This is a genomic window from Streptomyces vinaceus, from assembly GCF_008704935.1.
Lineage (GTDB): Bacteria > Actinomycetota > Actinomycetes > Streptomycetales > Streptomycetaceae > Streptomyces > Streptomyces vinaceus.
On the sequence record NZ_CP023692.1, the window covers coordinates 999,923 to 1,014,128 of the forward strand.

Genomic DNA, 14,206 nt, shown 5'->3' on the forward strand with positions numbered 1-14,206 from the left:
TGGGTAAGGAGCGCTGGGTTCTGGACAACTGCTTCCCCCTTGGGCGTGGAGTGGGCCGGGCCGGAACGGGGCCGGATCAGTTGACGGCGGGGCCTGCGGTGTTGGTCACCCACGCCCACTGGGACCAGGTGGAAAAGCCGGTCTGCCATTTGTGGAACACGCCGGAGCCGCTCGTACCGAAGACCTCGATGCGCCCGTCGGCGTTGGTGGCGGCGGTGACCTCGCTGCCGCCGCCGCCGAACTCGGCCCACTGGCTGTACGGGGCGTTGAGTCCGGTCTGCCAGGTCTGCATGGCCACGGTGTTGTTGATGGCGAAGACCTCGACCCGGCCGTCGGCGGTGCGTTCGCTCGTCAGCTGCGAGTCGGCCGGACCGCCGGAGGGCTCCCACTGCGACCAACTTGCTGGGCCGGTCTGGTATTTGTGGAAGACCCCCACGGGCCCGGAGGCGAAGACCTCCAGCCTGCCGTCGGCGTTGTGGTCGACGGTCAGGTCGCGTCCGCCCCCGCCGAACTCCTCCCAGGAGGACCAGCCGCCGTTGACGGCGGTCTGGTACTGGTGCTGGAACGTGTCCCCGTTGACAGAGAACACCTCCAGCCGTCCGTCCGGGGACTTCTCCATCTCGATCCGGCCCTGCGCCGGGCCGCCACCGGTGGGTTCCCACCCGGACCAGCCGCCGCTGGGCGCGTTCTGGTACCGGTGGAAGATCCCCGCCGGTCCGGAGGCGAACACCTCGATCCGCCCGTCGGCGTTCGTGCCGGCGGCGATGTCGCGACCGCCGCCGCCGAAGGGCTCCCAGCCCGACCAGCCCCCGGACGGGGCGCTCTGGTAGCGGTGCTGGAAGGTGTCGCCATTGATGGCGAGCAGTTCGAGCCGGCCGTCCGCGTTGGGGGCGAGGGCCAGTTCGGCGTTGCCGGGGCCGCCGAGGGCCTCCCAGGGGGACCAGCCGCCGTTGACGGCCGTCTGCCAGGCGTGGTGGACGCCGTCGGCGGCGGCCGCGAACACCTCCAGCCGGCCGTCCGCCGACCGGGCCGAGACCACCCGGCCCGACTCCACCGGGTGCACCACCGGGGCTGGCCCGGGGCCGGGGCCCTGGCCCGGCACGCAGGGGAAGGTCACCCCGCGTTCCGCGAGGTACGGCTCGGGGTCAGTGCGGACGCTCGCGTTCGGGTCGCCCCAGATCCGCAGGTGGAGGTGGGGTCCCTCGGACTGGCCCTCGCTGCCCACGAGCGCGATCTGCTGCCCGGCCCTGACGTGGTCACCGGTGGCGACGTCCCGGCGCTGCATGTGCCCGTACTCGGATATCGTCCCGTCGCCGTGCAGGATGCGGATCCACTGGCCGTAGCCGTCCGCGGGACCCGAGACGAGGACCTCGCCGTCGCCCACGGCGTAGATCGGGGTGCCGTAGTCGCTCGCGATGTCGATGCCGTTGTGCTCTTGGCTGTAGTGCTGGATTATCCAACCGGAATTCGGGCACGAGGCGGCGAACCCGGCGCTGCGGGCAGCAGCCGTGGACGGGGCCACGAGCGCCGGCACCACGGCGGCCGTCGCCGCCAGGACCAGCCCCCACGCGCGTCGCGAAATGCCGAGAACCACGTGACGTTCCTCCCCCTGGGTCGTCGAGCCGGGACGTACGCGAACGTAGCAACGGCCCGCGACCAGGGGATCCGGAACATTCCGGAATGACACGCGGGCGCGGTTCGGGTAGGACGCGAAGGCCCGCCGGCGCTCGGGGCGTCAGCGCATCAGGCCGTCCACCTCGGCCGCGTAGAGCCGGGCCGGGTCGAGGCCCATGCCCGTGAAGTGGCCCGCCAGTTCCAGGGACAGCGCGCCGTGCAGGCGGCTCCAGAAGGCCAGCGCCAGGCGCAGGGCGGACGGCGGTGCGTCGGGGTGGCTTCCGGCCCACTCCCGGTGGCCGGCCAGGTGCTGCTCGAAGTCCCCGGCCCCCTCCTCCTGTCCGGCCGCCGTACAGGCGTCGAGCAGGACGGACATCATCTCGGCGGTGATCGCTGTGGTGTCCTGCGGGGCGTGGTAGCCGGGTACGGGGGTGCCGTAGACGAGGAAGTAGCGGTGCGGGTCGGCCAGGGCCCAGCGGCGCAGCGCCTGCGCCAGCGCGTCGAGGCCGGGCGGGCCCGCCGCCGCGTCGCGGACGGCGGTGAACGCGTCGGCGAGGCTGCGGTACGCGTCCCGGATGAGCTCGGTGATCAGCTCGTCGCGGTTGGCGAAGTACCGGTACAGCGCGGGGCCGCTCATGCCCATCTGCTTGGCGATGGCGTTGAGGGAGAGTGCGGAGGCGCCGGAGCCGGCGATCTGCTGCCAGGCCTTGTCCTTGACCTCCTCGCGCACCTGCTGCCGGTACCGCTCGCGCGGGGTCTCCGTACGTCCGGTCGTTCCCATACCGCCGCCTCTCCTGGCCGCCCCGAATTGGTTAGAGGCTATCACCATCGACAGGGGCAATCACGAAAGAGCGAGCCACCGCTTGACATCGCCGGTACAGCCACTCATTCTCGTTATAGCTTCTAACGAAGATGAAGAGCCAAAACAACGGAGGTCATGGTGAGCACCGTCGAGCGCGTGGAGATCGTTCTGCCGGGCAAGGTCGAGCCCGAGGGCCTGGAGCTCCACCGGGGCCCGGTCCCGGCGCCCGCGGCCGGGCAGGTGGTCGTCGCGATGGAGGCGACGGGCGTCTCCTTCGCCGAGCAGCAGATGCGCCGCGGCCGGTACTACGACCAGCCCCCGTTCCCCTTCGTCCCCGGATACGACCTGGTCGGCACGGTGCTGGCGGTCGGCGAAGGCGTCGGCTCCGGCCTGCTGGGCCGGCGGGTGGCCGCCCTGACCAAGACCGGCGGCTGGGCGAGCCACATCGCGCTCGACGCCGCCGACGTGGTGGAGGTACCGGACGGCGTCGGCGCGGTGGCCGCCGAGACGGCGGTCGTCAACGGCATCACCGCCTGGCAGATGCTCCACCGCAAGGCCCGCGTCCGCGCGGGCCAGACCGTACTGGTCCACGGGGCCAACGGCGGAGTCGGCTCGATCCTGGTCCAGCTGGCGCTGGCCGCCGGGGCCACGGTGATCGGCACGGCCTCCACCCGCCACCACGACGGGCTGCGCGCCCTCGGGGTCACCCCGATCGACTACCGCTCCGGGAACGTCGCCGCACGCGTACGGGCCCTCGCACCCGGCGGGGTGGACGCGGTCTTCGACCACGTCGGCGGCGAGGGCATCGTCGCGTCCTGGCGGCTGCTGGCCCCCGGCGGCACCCTCGTCTCGTACGGCACCGCCGCCACCCGCGACGACCAGGGCTCCGGCTCGTGGCCGGTGCTCAAGCTGCTGGGCCGGGTCTGGCTGTGGAACGCGCTGCCGAACGGCCGGCGCGCGTACTTCTTCAACGTGTGGGCCGGTCGCGCGTACGCCAAGAACCGCTTCCGGGCGCGCCTGCGCTCCGACCTGACCCAGGTGTTCACGGCCCTGCAGCGCGGCGAGATCACGGCCAAGGTCGCCGCCGAGATCCCGCTGGCCCGCGTCGCCGAGGCGATGCGCCTGGCCGAGTCGGGCACGGTCGCCGGAAAGGTGGTCCTGGTCCCCTGACCGGGCGGGGCCGCCTCAAGGCCGGACCGCCTCAAGGCCGGGCCGCCTCAAGGCCGGGGCCCGGAGACGGTCCTGAGGTGCGCACGGCCCGCGGCCGACCCCGAGGGGCCGGCCTGGCGGGCCCGGGACTCAGCTGACCGGCGCGGTCCTCCTGCGGCCGGCGCGGTGCTGGCGCGGCGGCTGGATGGGCACCGTCGAGGGCTGCACGGTCGTCGGGTACATCACGGCGGCCTGCCGGGCCACGTACACGCGGGCGATGAGCTCGTCGCGGTCGGTGGGCGGGATCTCCATCCCGAACAGGTCGCGCAGCAGGCCCGGGATCTCCTCCGGGGTGTACGTGTGCGAGCCGGCCGTGCCGTCGGGCTGCGTCCGGGTCAGGACGGTGCCGTCGAGGAAGACGTGCTCGCGCTCGTGCATCTGCTGGACCAGGAGCCGGCCCGCGAACGGTGAACGCGCGTGCGTGGAAAGGAAGTGGTTGGCCACCATCCAGTCCTGCGGGTACCGCTGGTCGAGGGTGAAGGCGTGCAGGTCGTACCAGCCGTCGGCGCCGCGCGTGCGCATCGCGTACAGCCGGTCCCCGGTCTCGGTGGTGGAGGCCTCCAGCCGGAAGCCCCAGCCGCTGAGCGAGGTCTCCGCGCCGTCCGCGAGCTCGATGGGCTCGATGGGGTTGCGGCCGAATCCGGGGTCGCACACCCACACCTTGCCGGTCTCGGGCGTCTCGGCCGTCTCCACGCGCAGCATCGCGTGCGTGGCCGCCCGTACGACCCCCTCGGAACCGATGCGGACGCGCGAGGCCAGACCGGTCACCCGGAAGCCGACGCGTTCCAGCACCGCCGCGAGGAGCACGGTGTGTTCGTAGCAGTAGCCGCCGCGGTGTCCGTGGACCAGCTTGTCCTGGATGTCCTGCAGGTCGAGGGAGATCGGCCGGCCGAGCACGATCTCGACGGTCTCGAAGGGGATCGAGGTGATGTGCGTACGCGTGAGCGCCCGCAGAACGTCGAGGGTGGGCGCGAGCTCCCCTTCGTAGCCGGTACGCCGGAGGTACGCATCCAGGTCGAGGCTGCCGCCCTGCCAGGCCGTGGCATCGTCGTTCGTCGTCATGGAGACATGGTGCATAGGAAATCGGTCATGGCCGGAGAGCCCGGGGAAAATCCGTCACGTCCCCGGGAAACCCCCTGGCGGCGCGTCAGCCCCAGGTGCGGGAGCAGAGCACGAGCCGGTAGCCGTCCGGGTCGGCGACGGTGACCCCGTGCTCGTCCCAGTAGGGGTTGTGCGCGGTGACGCGCGTGCCGCCGTGCTCGACGAGCCGCCGCACGAGGGCCTCGTCGGGCGCCTCGCCCAGGTAGACCACGAAGAGGTCGTCCACGGTGGGGGCCGGCGTGATCGGGTGGTCGGGGTCGTGGGTGAGTTCGAAGTGCCAACCGCCCCCGGCCGGCCCGACCATGAGCAGGTCGTGCTCGCCGGGCACGCGCTCGGCGCTGCGCCACTGCACTTCGAGGCCGAGCCCGTCGACGTAGAACCGCTCGGCGGCCTTCAGGTCGAGGGAGGGGCGGGCCACGCGGACATGGGTACGTGAATCGATCATGGGCAGAGGGTACGGGCGCGCCTGAGCCCGGACCAGAGGGCCCGGGCAGGGTATGGCAGGTCGGGGCCGGCGGGCGGGCCGGCCGGGGTCCGGTGTCAGCTCAGGGTCATGGAGACGTGGTGGGCGTCGATGCGGAAGCCGTTGCGCAGGTAGGTCCGGTGCGCGGCGTGGCGCTGGTGGCCGGTGTCGAGGTGGAACTCCTCGCAGCCCTCGTCCGTGGCGATGGCCTTCAGCTCGGTGAGCATCCGGCTGCCCAGGCCCCGGCCGCGGGCGGCCTCGTCGGCGACGAGGTCGTCCAGGTAGAGGATGCGGCCCGAGATCATCGTGTGCATGACGCGGAAGCCCGCGACGACGCACACCTCGCCGTCCTCCTCCAGGTAGACGATCCGGTAGCCCTCCGCGGACTGCGTCCGCCAGCGCTCGGCGAAGGCGTCCTCGTCCAGGTGCGGCCGCAGTTGTGAGAAGACCGGCCAGCAGCGGCGTACGGCGCCTTCGTCGTCGGCGTAGATCACATCCATGCCCGAAGCCTCGCACGCCGCCGCGCCCTGCCCGTACCCGCGGGGTCGATCCGGCCCCTTTGCCGTCAGGTCCCGTACGCCGGCGGGGAGGTGGGCCGGGGGACGAGCAGGCGGTCAGGGTGACGGCCTCGCCGTCCGGGCTGCCGGAACCGCCGGGGCACCGGGACCAGGACGGGCCGGAGTGGCTGCTCCAGCCGAAGCCGTCGACCAGGGCGCTGCCGTCGGGTCGCGGCCGGCGCCGTACGTCCGCGGACCGCTCACGGGGAGAGAGCCGGGGCCGCTCTCGGTGACCGCTGGTTTGAGGGCCGTCAGGCTGGTCAGACGCCAAGGGGTACTCCCCCGCGGGTGTGCGCGGCGCGCGCCGCGGGGTGGCCGAGACGTCCAAGCGATCGGAACAGCGCCATGGAAACCCACGCGCACAGCACGGAAGCCCCCTCCTCCCCCGGGCGGCAACGCCTCCTCACGATCTATCTGAACGACCACCTCGCGGGCGCCGGCAGCGGTGTCTCCCTCATCCGCCGCATGGCACGGACGCAGCGCGGCACCCCGGCGGGTCCGGCCCTGGCCGAGCTGGCCGGGGAGATCGCCGAGGACCGGGACAGCCTGCGCGAGATCATGACGGCCCTCGACGTGCCCGCCCGATGGCCCGGCGTCATCATGGGCCGTCTGGCGGAGAAGGCGGCCAGGGCCAAGCCCAACGGCCGGCTCGCGGGGCGCTCGCCGCTCAGCGACGTCCTCGAACTCGAGGCCATGCGGCTCGGCGTCGAGGGCAAAGCCTCCCTGTGGCGGTCGCTGCGGACCCTCGCCGGCAACGGCACCCCCCTCGACCCGGCCGCCGTCGGCCGGCTCCTGGACCGCGCCGAGCGGCAGGCGGCCGTACTGGAGCGGCTACGGGTGGACGCCGTCGCCCGGACCTTCGCCGGCGGCGCCGAGGCTCCCGCCCGGGCCGGCCGGGGAAGGGGCCGGAGCCGGAGCCGGGGCATCGCACGCCATCCGCTGTCCCGAAGGGCCGGGTGGACGTCATGAGGGGCGCCCCCGCCGCGCCGGCCAGGCCCGTACGGACGACCCCCTGAACCGAGGAGTGCACATGGACGGCAAGAGCGGGCCGAACGAGCGGGTCCGGCAGCTGCGCGACCAGGCCGAGGAGCTGGAGCGGGCGGCGCAGCACGCCGCGGATCCCGAGGAGCGGCAGCGGCTGAAGGACAGGGCGCTGCGCATCCGCGAGAAGAGCGAGCGGGAGTACGGCAGGGGCAGCGGGACCATGGACCCCATGTAGCCGCTCAGGCGGGGTGGCCGGGGTCGATGTCCTTGACGTCGCCGTACCGCAGCAGGGTGGGCGGGGTCGGGACCGGTGGGGAGACCTCCGTGGGTGCCAGGACGAAACCCACGTGGTCCCCCGCGTCCACCCGCGTCTCGACCCGGCCGACGAACCAGGCCCGCGCGCCCGCCAGCAAGGGGGTGCCGTCGGTGCTCGGCCGCCAGTCGACGCGGGCGAACTTGTCCACCCGGTCGCCCGTCTCGCCGCCGAACAGCTCCGCCAGCGGGCCCTCGCCGTGGTCCAGTACGTGCACCGCCAGGTGGGAGGCATCCTGGGCCACACGGAAGGTGTGGTTGAGCTTGGAGAGCCACACCGCGAAGCGCGGCGGCCGGATCGAGCACTGCGAGGCGAAGCCCACGAGGCAGCCCGACCGTTCGCCCGCTGCCGCCACCGTGACCACGTACACGGGGCCGTCCAGGATGTCGGCGAACGGGTCCAGCTCGGTCTCGGCCACCCTTGCTCCCTCGGTCGGTGCCTCTCGCGCCGTCAGGCGCCTACCCCTGTCATCGGCGGCGGAGCCCGACGGCATGAGCGGCGTGGGCCGCGTGATCGGTGGGGTCGGCGGGTTCGGTGGGATCGGCGTGAGCGCCGAGCCGGCTCGGGGCCGTGGGGTCCTCGCGGACGACGGCCAGGGCGAACGCGTGGCCGGCCGGGTCGGCGTAGCGCCGCAGGGTGGTCCGGCTGCCCGGCAGGCCGGCGTCGTCCTCCGCGGCCACCGGGCGCGCCCCGAGGGCCACGGCCTCGCGCTCGGCCTCGTCGAGGCTCCGCTCCTCCACGAGGATGCACACGTGGGCCTGCTGGGAGCCCTCCGGGAGCGGCCAGCTCGGCGGTACGTGGTCGGGGTCCCGGCGGACTCCGAGGACCACTCCGGAGTGGCCGGTGACGAGGAGGAGCTCCCCGTCGTCCGGGGCCGGTCCTGCGGTGGCGCCGAGCAGTTCGGCGTAGAAGTGCGCCAGCCGCTCGGGCTCGGCGCTGTCCAGGACGAGAACGGCTGTCTTGGGTACGGTCATGCACCCCGTGTGCCCTGGGTCCGCGCCCGTACACGGTGCGTGCGCGGCCGGGCTGCCGCCCCGGCCCCTCAGGAGCGGATGCGCAGCCCGATCTCCCGCTCCTGGTCGCCCGACACGGCTCCCATGTCCTCCACCGTGAAATTGCCGACGAGCGCGGCCTGCACCCGCTCCACCGCGCGGGGGCCGCCCTGGAGGGTGACGCTGACCGTGTCCTTGAGCCGTACGGGTGCCCCCTGGAGCTCGGCCGGTTCGGCCGGCTTCGCCGCGTCGAGGACCGCGCTCCACACGGTCGCGGCCCGGCCGCCTTCCGCCGCGCCGCCCGTCGCTGGTTCCGCGGGGAAGGAGCGCTCCAGCAGGTCCAGGACGGTGCGCGCGTCCTCCGCGGAGCAGTCGCCGACCGCCACGACCACTTCGGCCACCGGGATGTCCTTGTCGTGTCCGTCCATCGGGGGACCTCTCTCGTGTGCGTGCGGCATGGGTGCGCGGGACGTGGGGGCGGGGGTGCGGCAGCCGGGGCGCAGGAGCCGGGGCGTCCCGGCGGGTTTCCGGAGCCTCCCCGCTCCGAACGTGCCACAGGGGGTGGGGCCGCGCATCATTTGCCCGCGCCTCACGCCTCGCGCCCCGCGCCCCGCGCCCCGGACGTGACGCGGCCCCGCGACGCCGGAGCGCCGGGGGGCCGCGTCTGGGTCACCCGCGAGCCGCGAGGGGCTCGCCGGGCGGCGTCAGGTCCTGTCGCGCTTGTCGCGCAGGGAGTCCTGGACGCCGCGGGCGCGCTCCTCGGTCTTGCTCATGGCTTCCTTGGCCTTGCCCTTGGTCTGGTCCATCTTGCCTTCGGCCTTCATCCGGTCGTTGCCGGTGATCTTGCCTGCGGCCTCCTTGGCCTTGCCCTTGGCCTGGTCCATCTTTCCCTTGTCAGCCATCGTGAACTCCTTGGTGCGTGTGGGGGGGTCTCAACGGGCCCCAAACTAGGCGAAACCGGACCATCGCGCACGGCGGGGCCACCGTCTGCCGCGCATACGGGCACGGCGCACGAGGCGTCCTCGGAGACCGCCGGCCCGTCCGAAGGAGGCACCGGCGGGCCGGAGGCAGCCGCCGGGGTCTTGGGCGCCGCGTTCTCCCGCCGTCGGCCGAACGGGTACGGGCGGCCCCACGGGTCAGCGGCCGAGGGCCCGCCTGAGTTCGGCCTTGTCCATCTTCGAGCGGCCGTCGATGCCCCGCTGCTTCGCCTCGTTGTACAGCTGTTCCTTCGTCGGCCCCTGAGAGCCGCTGTGGGAGCGCTGTCCGCCGCGCTTGGACGACGACATGTCTTGGACGGAGGAACGGCTCGCCGTCTTCGACTCCCCGGAGCGGGCCCGCTCCTTGTTGACCGTGCGCGCGGCGATCTCCTTCGCGCGCTCGGCGCTCTGGCCGCGCTGCTGGGCGCTCTCCTTGATGTGCTCGTACTGACGTTCACGCTTGGGGCTTGAACCGCGAGGCATGGCGACTCCTTCACTCGGGTTCGAATGGGGCATCCGTCGCGGATCCACCGGATCCGTACCGCGCCTGCCCGGTGTGGAGGACGTCATTCCCCCTCGGACCCGACACGGCGGGACACGAGCGGCCCGCCCGAGGAGGAGGGTCGGCGCGGTCTGGGTAGACGCAGGGCATGGACGAGGAACAGCGCAGGTCACAGCATGAGTCGCAGCACGAGAGGACGCTGCTCGCAGGTCTGAGCGTGGACGCGACCCGGCCCGAACAGCCGGTACTCCTGGACGGATCAGGCGCGCCCATCCGGACCTGGCGGGAGAACTACCCGTACGACCGGAAGGTCCCCCGGGCGCAGTACGAGCGGTCGAAGAGGATCCTGCAGATCGAGCTGCTGAAGCTGCAGCACTGGGTCAAGGACACCGGGGCCCGGGTGGTGGTGATCTGCGAGGGCCGGGACGCGGCCGGCAAGGGCGGCACCATCCAGCGCTTCACCGAGCGGCTCAACCCCCGCGGCGCACGCATCGTTGCCCTGGACAAGCCGACCGAGCGGGAGGCCGGCCAGTGGTACTTCCAGCGCTACGTCGCGCACCTGCCCGACCGCGGGGAGATCGTCTTCTTCGACCGCTCCTGGTACAACCGCGCGGGTGTGGAGAAGGTCATGGGCTTCTGCACCGAGGCGGAGCACGAGCGGTTCCTCCTCCAGTGCCCCGCCTTCGAGGCGATGCTCGTCGAGGACGGCATCCTGTTGATCAAGTTCTGGTTCTCGGTCTCCCGCGCCGAGCAGCGCACCCGCTTCGCGATACGCCAGGTCGACCCGGTACGCCAGTGGAAGCTCTCGGCCACCGATGTGGCGTCCCTGGACCTGTGGGACGCGTACACCACTGCCAAGGTCGAGATGTTCCGGGCCACCGATACCGACCACGCGCCGTGGACCGTGGTCAAGAGCAACGACAAGCGACGCGGGCGGCTGGAGGCGATGCGCAGCCTGCTGTGGCGCCTGGACTACGCCAGCAAGGACGAAGAAGCCGTGGGGCGGCCCGATCCGCTCATCGTCGGCGCCGCCGACACCCTCCTCGAATCGGGCGAGGAGCCGTCGGAGCTCTCACCGACACCGCTGGGAGGCCCGCCCGACGGCCCCGGCCACCACCCCGGCCCGCGGACACCCCCACGCCGGTGACCCGGCGCCCGTGCGGCGGCGGCCACTTTCGGACATCTCCGGCCGATGCCGTGCGCGCAGGCGCATGGGGAGCTTTCGGGGGCAGGCGAGGGAGTGTGTCCAGACCGTGCGCCGCTCGCGGCGCCCGACTCAAGGAGGATTCACCATGCTGATCACCGTCACCCGTACCGGCGGGTTCGCGGGCAGGGAACGGACCGCTTCCCTCGACACGGAGTACCGCAGCGACGGCGCCGAGCTGGAGCAGCTGGCGGAGCGAGCCCTGAGCGGGGAGTGTCCGGCGGACCGGGAGCCCGTCCCGGACGGGTTCGCCTACGTCCTCCACATCGACGGCAAGCTGGTGGAGTTACGGGATCCGTACCTCACCGACGAACAACGGCAGCTGATCGCCACCGTGTTGGGCGAAGGCGCCTGACCGGCCCGGCCGCCGGGTGCCGTACCGGGCCCGGGTCCGCCCGGGCCCGGTACGGCACCACCGCACCCGCCACCGGCGCGCGCCGGGCCGCGGCCGCCCCTCAGGTCCTCAGGCAGCCGCCCCCGAGCCCTCCGCGTCGACGAGCCAGGCGGCGGCCATCCGCTCGCGGGCCGCGGCCAGCGCCGCATCGATGTCGCGCGTCCCGGTCGACACGCACAGCGTGTAGACGAGGTCCTCCAGCCGCTGCCGCACCGGTTCCTGACGGCCTCCGGCCCCGGTCCGCGACACCATCTCGTACTCCTCCACCAGACGCGCCAGTACCGCAGGGTGAGCCATCAGCACGATCTCGCTCCTTCACACGTCGACCTTCACGGGGCCGGAACGCCACCTGCGCACCGTGTGCCCCCGGCCCGGCGTCCCATGCGCCCCACGCGTCGTACTGGCCTGTAGGGCGCGGTGGTTCGTGCCGCGGCCGCCGCAGCCTCCGCACAGGACCCGGTCCGGGCTCAGGCCGGCCAGGTACCCGACACGCGCCGTACGGCCACGGCCCCGGACCGCTGGACGGCCGCCTTGACGAGGGCGAAGATCGCGCCCTGGATCGCCGCGGCGATCAGGATCTCGCGCCACTGCCGCTCCTCGTCCGTGGCGTTCGGGGCGTCGCCTTGGTGCCCGGCGAGTTTCCAGACCTCCTTGAAGAGCGCCCCGGCCAGCAGTCCGGCGCCCGCTCCGAGGGCCAACCCGACCGGCTTGTAGGCGAGTTTCGATGCCTTCATCGCCCGTACACCTCCTCATTTCCGTCACTGCCCGCCGTCACTGCCCGCCGTCACGGTCCCTCCGTCACGGCAGGCCGACGCGGCTCCCCGGCGCTCGGCCTTCGAGCGTCGAGAAGCCGCACCCGCGGGCCTGCCGCCGCCGGGGTCAGTCCCCGGAGCGGTCCTGCTCACCTCCGGCGCTGGGCTCCGGCGTTCGGTGTGAGTGCGTCCGCCGCCTCGCGGTCGTGACCGCCCGGCATGACGGCCTCTTCGGCCTCCTTGCGCGCTTCGCGGTCACCGCTCTCGCCCGGCGCCTTCGAGGGCGGGGTCGTCGGCCTGTGCTTCTCGTGTTCCGTCACCGTGCACGCTCCTCGCGTCGTGGGCTGCGCCGTCGCCACGACGGCGCGCCGGGTTCAGATGATGCGGCCGCCGAAGGGGCCGCCGATGCCGTAATACGTACCGACCTCCGCGCGGTAGGCCTCGTCCTGCAGGTGCTTGTCGCGGTGGAACTCGGGGGCGTTCTTGATCTGTTCCTTCGTCCGGTCGACGTAGACCTTCTCCTCGTCCGCGTCGATGCGGGACACGGTGCCGGCCGGGAGGAGGACCTCCTTGCCGAAGATCCACGGCCCCGTGTCCACCACGATGTACGCGGAGCCGGCCTCGTCGGAGTGCTTGTCCACCTTGCCGATGCCGCCGTCGACGGCCTCGACCTTGAATCCCGTGAGGTCGAGGCCCTCCAGGCGGCCCGAGGTCTCGCGATAGCCCCACACGTTGTCCGTCATGAAAATGCCCTCCGTGGTGGTCGTCGTCGATGATGGGTCGGACTCTCGTCACGGCGCGCCTGCCCCTCGTCCGCGCTCCCACACCCGGCGATCCGGATTCCGTGACTCCGCGAGCCGAAGGCCGTCTTCGCCCTCCGCGCGGCGCGGCCGACGCCGGGCACCCGCCCTCTACCCTCGGCGTCCAGGGGGGTACGCGATCACGGGCGAGGTGCATGCGGTGTGGAACGGGACCTGCCCGGAGGCGTCGTGAGGGCCGACCGGTGACCGCCGCCCGGGAGCCGCTGTCGGGGCTGCTCGCGCAGGCTCACGCCCTCCTGCCCGACACCGTGGCCCTGCGCCGCGCCATCCACCGCGACCCGGAGCTCGGGACGCATCTGCCCCGCACCCAGCAGGCGGTCCTGGACGCGCTGGCCGGGCTGCGGCTGCACCTCGCCACCGGCTCGGGCCTCAGCTCCGTCACCGCCACCCTCGAAGGCGCCCTGCCCGGCCCGACGGTCCTGCTGCGCGCCGACATGGACGCCCTGCCCCTGGAGGAGGAGAGCGGCCTGGACTTCGCCTCCCGGGTACCGGGCGCCATGCACGCCTGCGGACACGACGCGCACACCGCCATGCTGGTGACGGCCGCCCGGCTGCTGTCGGCCCGGCGCTCGGAGCTGGCGGGGCGCGTCGTGTTCATGTTCCAGCCCGCGGAGGAGTCGGGCGGCGGCGCCCTGCGCATGATCGAGGAAGGGGTGCTGGAGACCGCGGCCGGGGGGAGGGTCGACTGCGCCTTCGCCCTGCACCTCACCACCCGCTTCGACAGTGGCACCCTCCGCCTGCGCCCCGGGCCGACGTTCGCGGCCTCCGACCGGTTCCGGGTGACCGTCCGCGGTCGCGGCGGCCACGCCGGCGCCCCGCACCTCGGGCTGGACCCGGTGCCCGTCGCCTGCGAGATCGTCCAGGCCCTGCAGAGCATGGTCACCCGTACCGTCGACGTCCACGATCCGGCGGTGGTCACCGTCGCCTCGGTCCACGCGGGTACGGCGGGCAACGTCATCCCCGACACGGCGGAGATCGCCGGGACCTTCCGCACCCTCTCCCCCGCTACGCGGCAGCTCGTACGGGAGAGCATCACCCGCGTCGCCCACCACGTGGCCGCCGCCCACGCGGCCCGCGCCGAGACCACTCTGACCGAGGGTTACCCGCCCGTCGTCAACGACCCGGCGCGCACCGCCGCCCTGCACGACGCCGCGGCCGCGCTCCTCGGTCCCGGCCGGGTCCACCGCCTTCCCCGGCCGTTCATGTGGGCCGAGGACTTCTCGTACGTGCTGGAACGGGTGCCCGGGGCGATGGCCTTCCTCGGGGCCCGGCCGCCCGGACTCGCCCCCGAGGGGGCCGCAGACCTGCACTCCGCCCGGGTCGTCTTCGACGAGGAGGCACTGGCCGCCGGGGCGGCCCTGCACGCGGCCGCGGCCCTGCGGGCCGGCGACGCGTCCGCGCCGCGGCGCGGCTGACCCGCCGCGCCTCCCGCACCCGCCGCCGAAGGGCCCGAACGGCGCTATCCGGTCAGCCTGGGTGGCCGTTCGGTGAACCACGCGCGGCCGACAGCAGGTCAACGGC

The 14,206-nt window shown here is 73.3% G+C and carries 20 protein-coding genes; 6 read left to right on the top strand and 14 right to left on the bottom strand.

Annotation, left to right across the window (positions count from 1 at the left end; genetic code table 11):
• Positions 1–76 precede the first annotated feature (76 nt).
• Positions 77–1,594 (bottom strand): DUF8189 domain-containing protein, encoded by a 1,518-nt coding sequence (locus tag CP980_RS04475; RefSeq protein ID WP_150492691.1) that lies wholly within the window; start codon positions 1,592–1,594, stop codon positions 77–79.
• A gap of 141 nt (positions 1,595–1,735) precedes the next feature.
• Complete coding sequence (locus tag CP980_RS04480; protein WP_150492692.1) at positions 1,736–2,395, bottom strand: TetR/AcrR family transcriptional regulator; 660 nt, start codon at positions 2,393–2,395, stop codon at positions 1,736–1,738.
• Positions 2,396–2,551: 156 nt separating this feature from the next.
• Here CP980_RS04480 and CP980_RS04485 point away from each other — a divergent pair, with 156 nt between their 5' ends.
• On the top strand, positions 2,552–3,586 hold the full coding sequence (locus CP980_RS04485; RefSeq protein WP_132754200.1) for a medium chain dehydrogenase/reductase family protein: 1,035 nt from the start codon (positions 2,552–2,554) through the stop codon (positions 3,584–3,586).
• Between the two features lie 129 nt (positions 3,587–3,715).
• Here CP980_RS04485 and CP980_RS04490 read toward each other — a convergent pair whose 3' ends face one another.
• The 3 genes from CP980_RS04490 to CP980_RS04500 all read right to left on the bottom strand — a co-directional run bounded on the left by CP980_RS04490 (position 3,716) and on the right by CP980_RS04500 (position 5,689).
• Positions 3,716–4,687, bottom strand: coding sequence for an arylamine N-acetyltransferase family protein (locus CP980_RS04490; RefSeq protein WP_132754202.1), 972 nt, complete (start codon positions 4,685–4,687; stop codon positions 3,716–3,718).
• Between the two features lie 85 nt (positions 4,688–4,772).
• The gene (locus CP980_RS04495; RefSeq protein WP_107489807.1) at positions 4,773–5,171 is read right to left on the bottom strand and encodes a VOC family protein; all 399 of its coding nucleotides are present in this window, start codon (positions 5,169–5,171) and stop codon (positions 4,773–4,775) included.
• A gap of 95 nt (positions 5,172–5,266) precedes the next feature.
• Complete coding sequence (locus tag CP980_RS04500) at positions 5,267–5,689, bottom strand: GNAT family N-acetyltransferase (protein WP_150492693.1); 423 nt, start codon at positions 5,687–5,689, stop codon at positions 5,267–5,269.
• 402 nt (positions 5,690–6,091) lie between these two features.
• On the opposite strand from CP980_RS04500, the gene CP980_RS04505 reads away from it, so the two are divergent.
• Both CP980_RS04505 and CP980_RS04510 read left to right on the top strand, forming a co-directional pair.
• Positions 6,092–6,715 (top strand): hypothetical protein, encoded by a 624-nt coding sequence (locus CP980_RS04505; RefSeq protein WP_150492694.1) that lies wholly within the window; start codon positions 6,092–6,094, stop codon positions 6,713–6,715.
• A gap of 61 nt (positions 6,716–6,776) precedes the next feature.
• Entirely contained in the window at positions 6,777–6,965 is a 189-nt protein-coding gene (locus CP980_RS04510; protein ID WP_229906852.1) for a DUF6381 family protein, read from the top strand.
• A gap of 4 nt (positions 6,966–6,969) precedes the next feature.
• Here the strand turns inward: CP980_RS04510 and CP980_RS04515 are convergent, their stop codons facing one another.
• From CP980_RS04515 to CP980_RS04535, 5 genes are all read right to left on the bottom strand, one after another.
• Entirely contained in the window at positions 6,970–7,461 is a 492-nt protein-coding gene (locus CP980_RS04515) for a flavin reductase family protein (RefSeq protein WP_229906851.1), read from the bottom strand.
• A 49-nt stretch (positions 7,462–7,510) separates the two neighbouring features.
• Positions 7,511–8,017: a VOC family protein gene (locus tag CP980_RS04520; RefSeq protein WP_167535787.1), complete on the bottom strand. Its 507-nt coding sequence runs from the start codon at positions 8,015–8,017 to the stop codon at positions 7,511–7,513.
• Between the two features lie 68 nt (positions 8,018–8,085).
• Positions 8,086–8,463, bottom strand: a complete 378-nt coding sequence (locus tag CP980_RS04525) for a hypothetical protein (protein WP_150492696.1) — start codon at positions 8,461–8,463, stop codon at positions 8,086–8,088.
• Between the two features lie 276 nt (positions 8,464–8,739).
• Positions 8,740–8,937 carry a CsbD family protein gene (locus CP980_RS04530; RefSeq protein WP_132754214.1) on the bottom strand — a complete coding sequence of 66 codons (198 nt, stop codon included), beginning with the start codon at positions 8,935–8,937 and terminating at the stop codon, positions 8,740–8,742.
• A gap of 234 nt (positions 8,938–9,171) precedes the next feature.
• A complete protein-coding gene (locus CP980_RS04535) occupies positions 9,172–9,495 on the bottom strand; it encodes a plasmid stabilization protein (RefSeq protein ID WP_150492697.1) in 324 nt (107 codons plus the stop codon).
• A gap of 167 nt (positions 9,496–9,662) precedes the next feature.
• Between CP980_RS04535 and ppk2 the strand changes: the two genes are divergently transcribed.
• Together ppk2 and CP980_RS04545 are read left to right on the top strand one after the other, a co-directional pair.
• On the top strand, positions 9,663–10,661 hold the full coding sequence (ppk2, locus tag CP980_RS04540) for a polyphosphate kinase 2 (RefSeq protein ID WP_150492698.1): 999 nt from the start codon (positions 9,663–9,665) through the stop codon (positions 10,659–10,661).
• Between the two features lie 145 nt (positions 10,662–10,806).
• A complete protein-coding gene (locus CP980_RS04545) occupies positions 10,807–11,073 on the top strand; it encodes a protealysin inhibitor emfourin (RefSeq protein WP_132754220.1) in 267 nt (88 codons plus the stop codon).
• Positions 11,074–11,181: 108 nt separating this feature from the next.
• Here the strand turns inward: CP980_RS04545 and CP980_RS04550 are convergent, their stop codons facing one another.
• From CP980_RS04550 to CP980_RS04560, 4 genes are all read right to left on the bottom strand, one after another.
• On the bottom strand, positions 11,182–11,409 hold the full coding sequence (locus CP980_RS04550) for a DUF5133 domain-containing protein (protein WP_308439328.1): 228 nt from the start codon (positions 11,407–11,409) through the stop codon (positions 11,182–11,184).
• Between the two features lie 170 nt (positions 11,410–11,579).
• A complete protein-coding gene (locus tag CP980_RS04555; protein ID WP_132754224.1) occupies positions 11,580–11,846 on the bottom strand; it encodes a DUF4235 domain-containing protein in 267 nt (88 codons plus the stop codon).
• Between the two features lie 167 nt (positions 11,847–12,013).
• On the bottom strand, positions 12,014–12,184 hold the full coding sequence (locus CP980_RS34980; RefSeq protein ID WP_167535788.1) for a hypothetical protein: 171 nt from the start codon (positions 12,182–12,184) through the stop codon (positions 12,014–12,016).
• A gap of 54 nt (positions 12,185–12,238) precedes the next feature.
• The gene (locus CP980_RS04560) at positions 12,239–12,607 is read right to left on the bottom strand and encodes a PRC-barrel domain-containing protein (RefSeq protein ID WP_150492699.1); all 369 of its coding nucleotides are present in this window, start codon (positions 12,605–12,607) and stop codon (positions 12,239–12,241) included.
• A gap of 260 nt (positions 12,608–12,867) precedes the next feature.
• Here CP980_RS04560 and CP980_RS04565 point away from each other — a divergent pair, with 260 nt between their 5' ends.
• Positions 12,868–14,100 (top strand): M20 metallopeptidase family protein, encoded by a 1,233-nt coding sequence (locus CP980_RS04565; RefSeq protein ID WP_229906850.1) that lies wholly within the window; start codon positions 12,868–12,870, stop codon positions 14,098–14,100.
• The last annotated feature ends 106 nt before the right edge of the window (positions 14,101–14,206 follow it).

Excerpts from the sequence above, each read along its gene's own strand:
- CP980_RS04480 (WP_150492692.1), bottom strand. The coding sequence starts at position 2,395 with ATGGGAACGACCGGACGTACGGAGACCCCGCGCGAGCGGTACCGGCAG.
- CP980_RS04485 (WP_132754200.1), top strand. The coding sequence starts at position 2,552 with ATGGTGAGCACCGTCGAGCGCGTGGAGATCGTTCTGCCGGGCAAGGTC.
- CP980_RS04490 (WP_132754202.1), bottom strand. The coding sequence starts at position 4,687 with ATGACGACGAACGACGATGCCACGGCCTGGCAGGGCGGCAGCCTCGAC.
- CP980_RS04495 (WP_107489807.1), bottom strand. The coding sequence starts at position 5,171 with ATGATCGATTCACGTACCCATGTCCGCGTGGCCCGCCCCTCCCTCGAC.
- CP980_RS04500 (WP_150492693.1), bottom strand. The coding sequence starts at position 5,689 with ATGGATGTGATCTACGCCGACGACGAAGGCGCCGTACGCCGCTGCTGG.
- CP980_RS04505 (WP_150492694.1), top strand. The coding sequence starts at position 6,092 with ATGGAAACCCACGCGCACAGCACGGAAGCCCCCTCCTCCCCCGGGCGG.
- CP980_RS04510 (WP_229906852.1), top strand. The coding sequence starts at position 6,777 with ATGGACGGCAAGAGCGGGCCGAACGAGCGGGTCCGGCAGCTGCGCGAC.
- CP980_RS04520 (WP_167535787.1), bottom strand. The coding sequence starts at position 8,017 with ATGACCGTACCCAAGACAGCCGTTCTCGTCCTGGACAGCGCCGAGCCC.
- CP980_RS04525 (WP_150492696.1), bottom strand. The coding sequence starts at position 8,463 with ATGGACGGACACGACAAGGACATCCCGGTGGCCGAAGTGGTCGTGGCG.
- CP980_RS04530 (WP_132754214.1), bottom strand. The coding sequence starts at position 8,937 with ATGGCTGACAAGGGAAAGATGGACCAGGCCAAGGGCAAGGCCAAGGAG.
- CP980_RS04535 (WP_150492697.1), bottom strand. The coding sequence starts at position 9,495 with ATGCCTCGCGGTTCAAGCCCCAAGCGTGAACGTCAGTACGAGCACATC.
- ppk2 (WP_150492698.1), top strand. The coding sequence starts at position 9,663 with ATGGACGAGGAACAGCGCAGGTCACAGCATGAGTCGCAGCACGAGAGG.
- CP980_RS04545 (WP_132754220.1), top strand. The coding sequence starts at position 10,807 with ATGCTGATCACCGTCACCCGTACCGGCGGGTTCGCGGGCAGGGAACGG.
- CP980_RS04550 (WP_308439328.1), bottom strand. The coding sequence starts at position 11,409 with ATGGCTCACCCTGCGGTACTGGCGCGTCTGGTGGAGGAGTACGAGATG.
- CP980_RS04555 (WP_132754224.1), bottom strand. The coding sequence starts at position 11,846 with ATGAAGGCATCGAAACTCGCCTACAAGCCGGTCGGGTTGGCCCTCGGA.
- CP980_RS04560 (WP_150492699.1), bottom strand. The coding sequence starts at position 12,607 with ATGACGGACAACGTGTGGGGCTATCGCGAGACCTCGGGCCGCCTGGAG.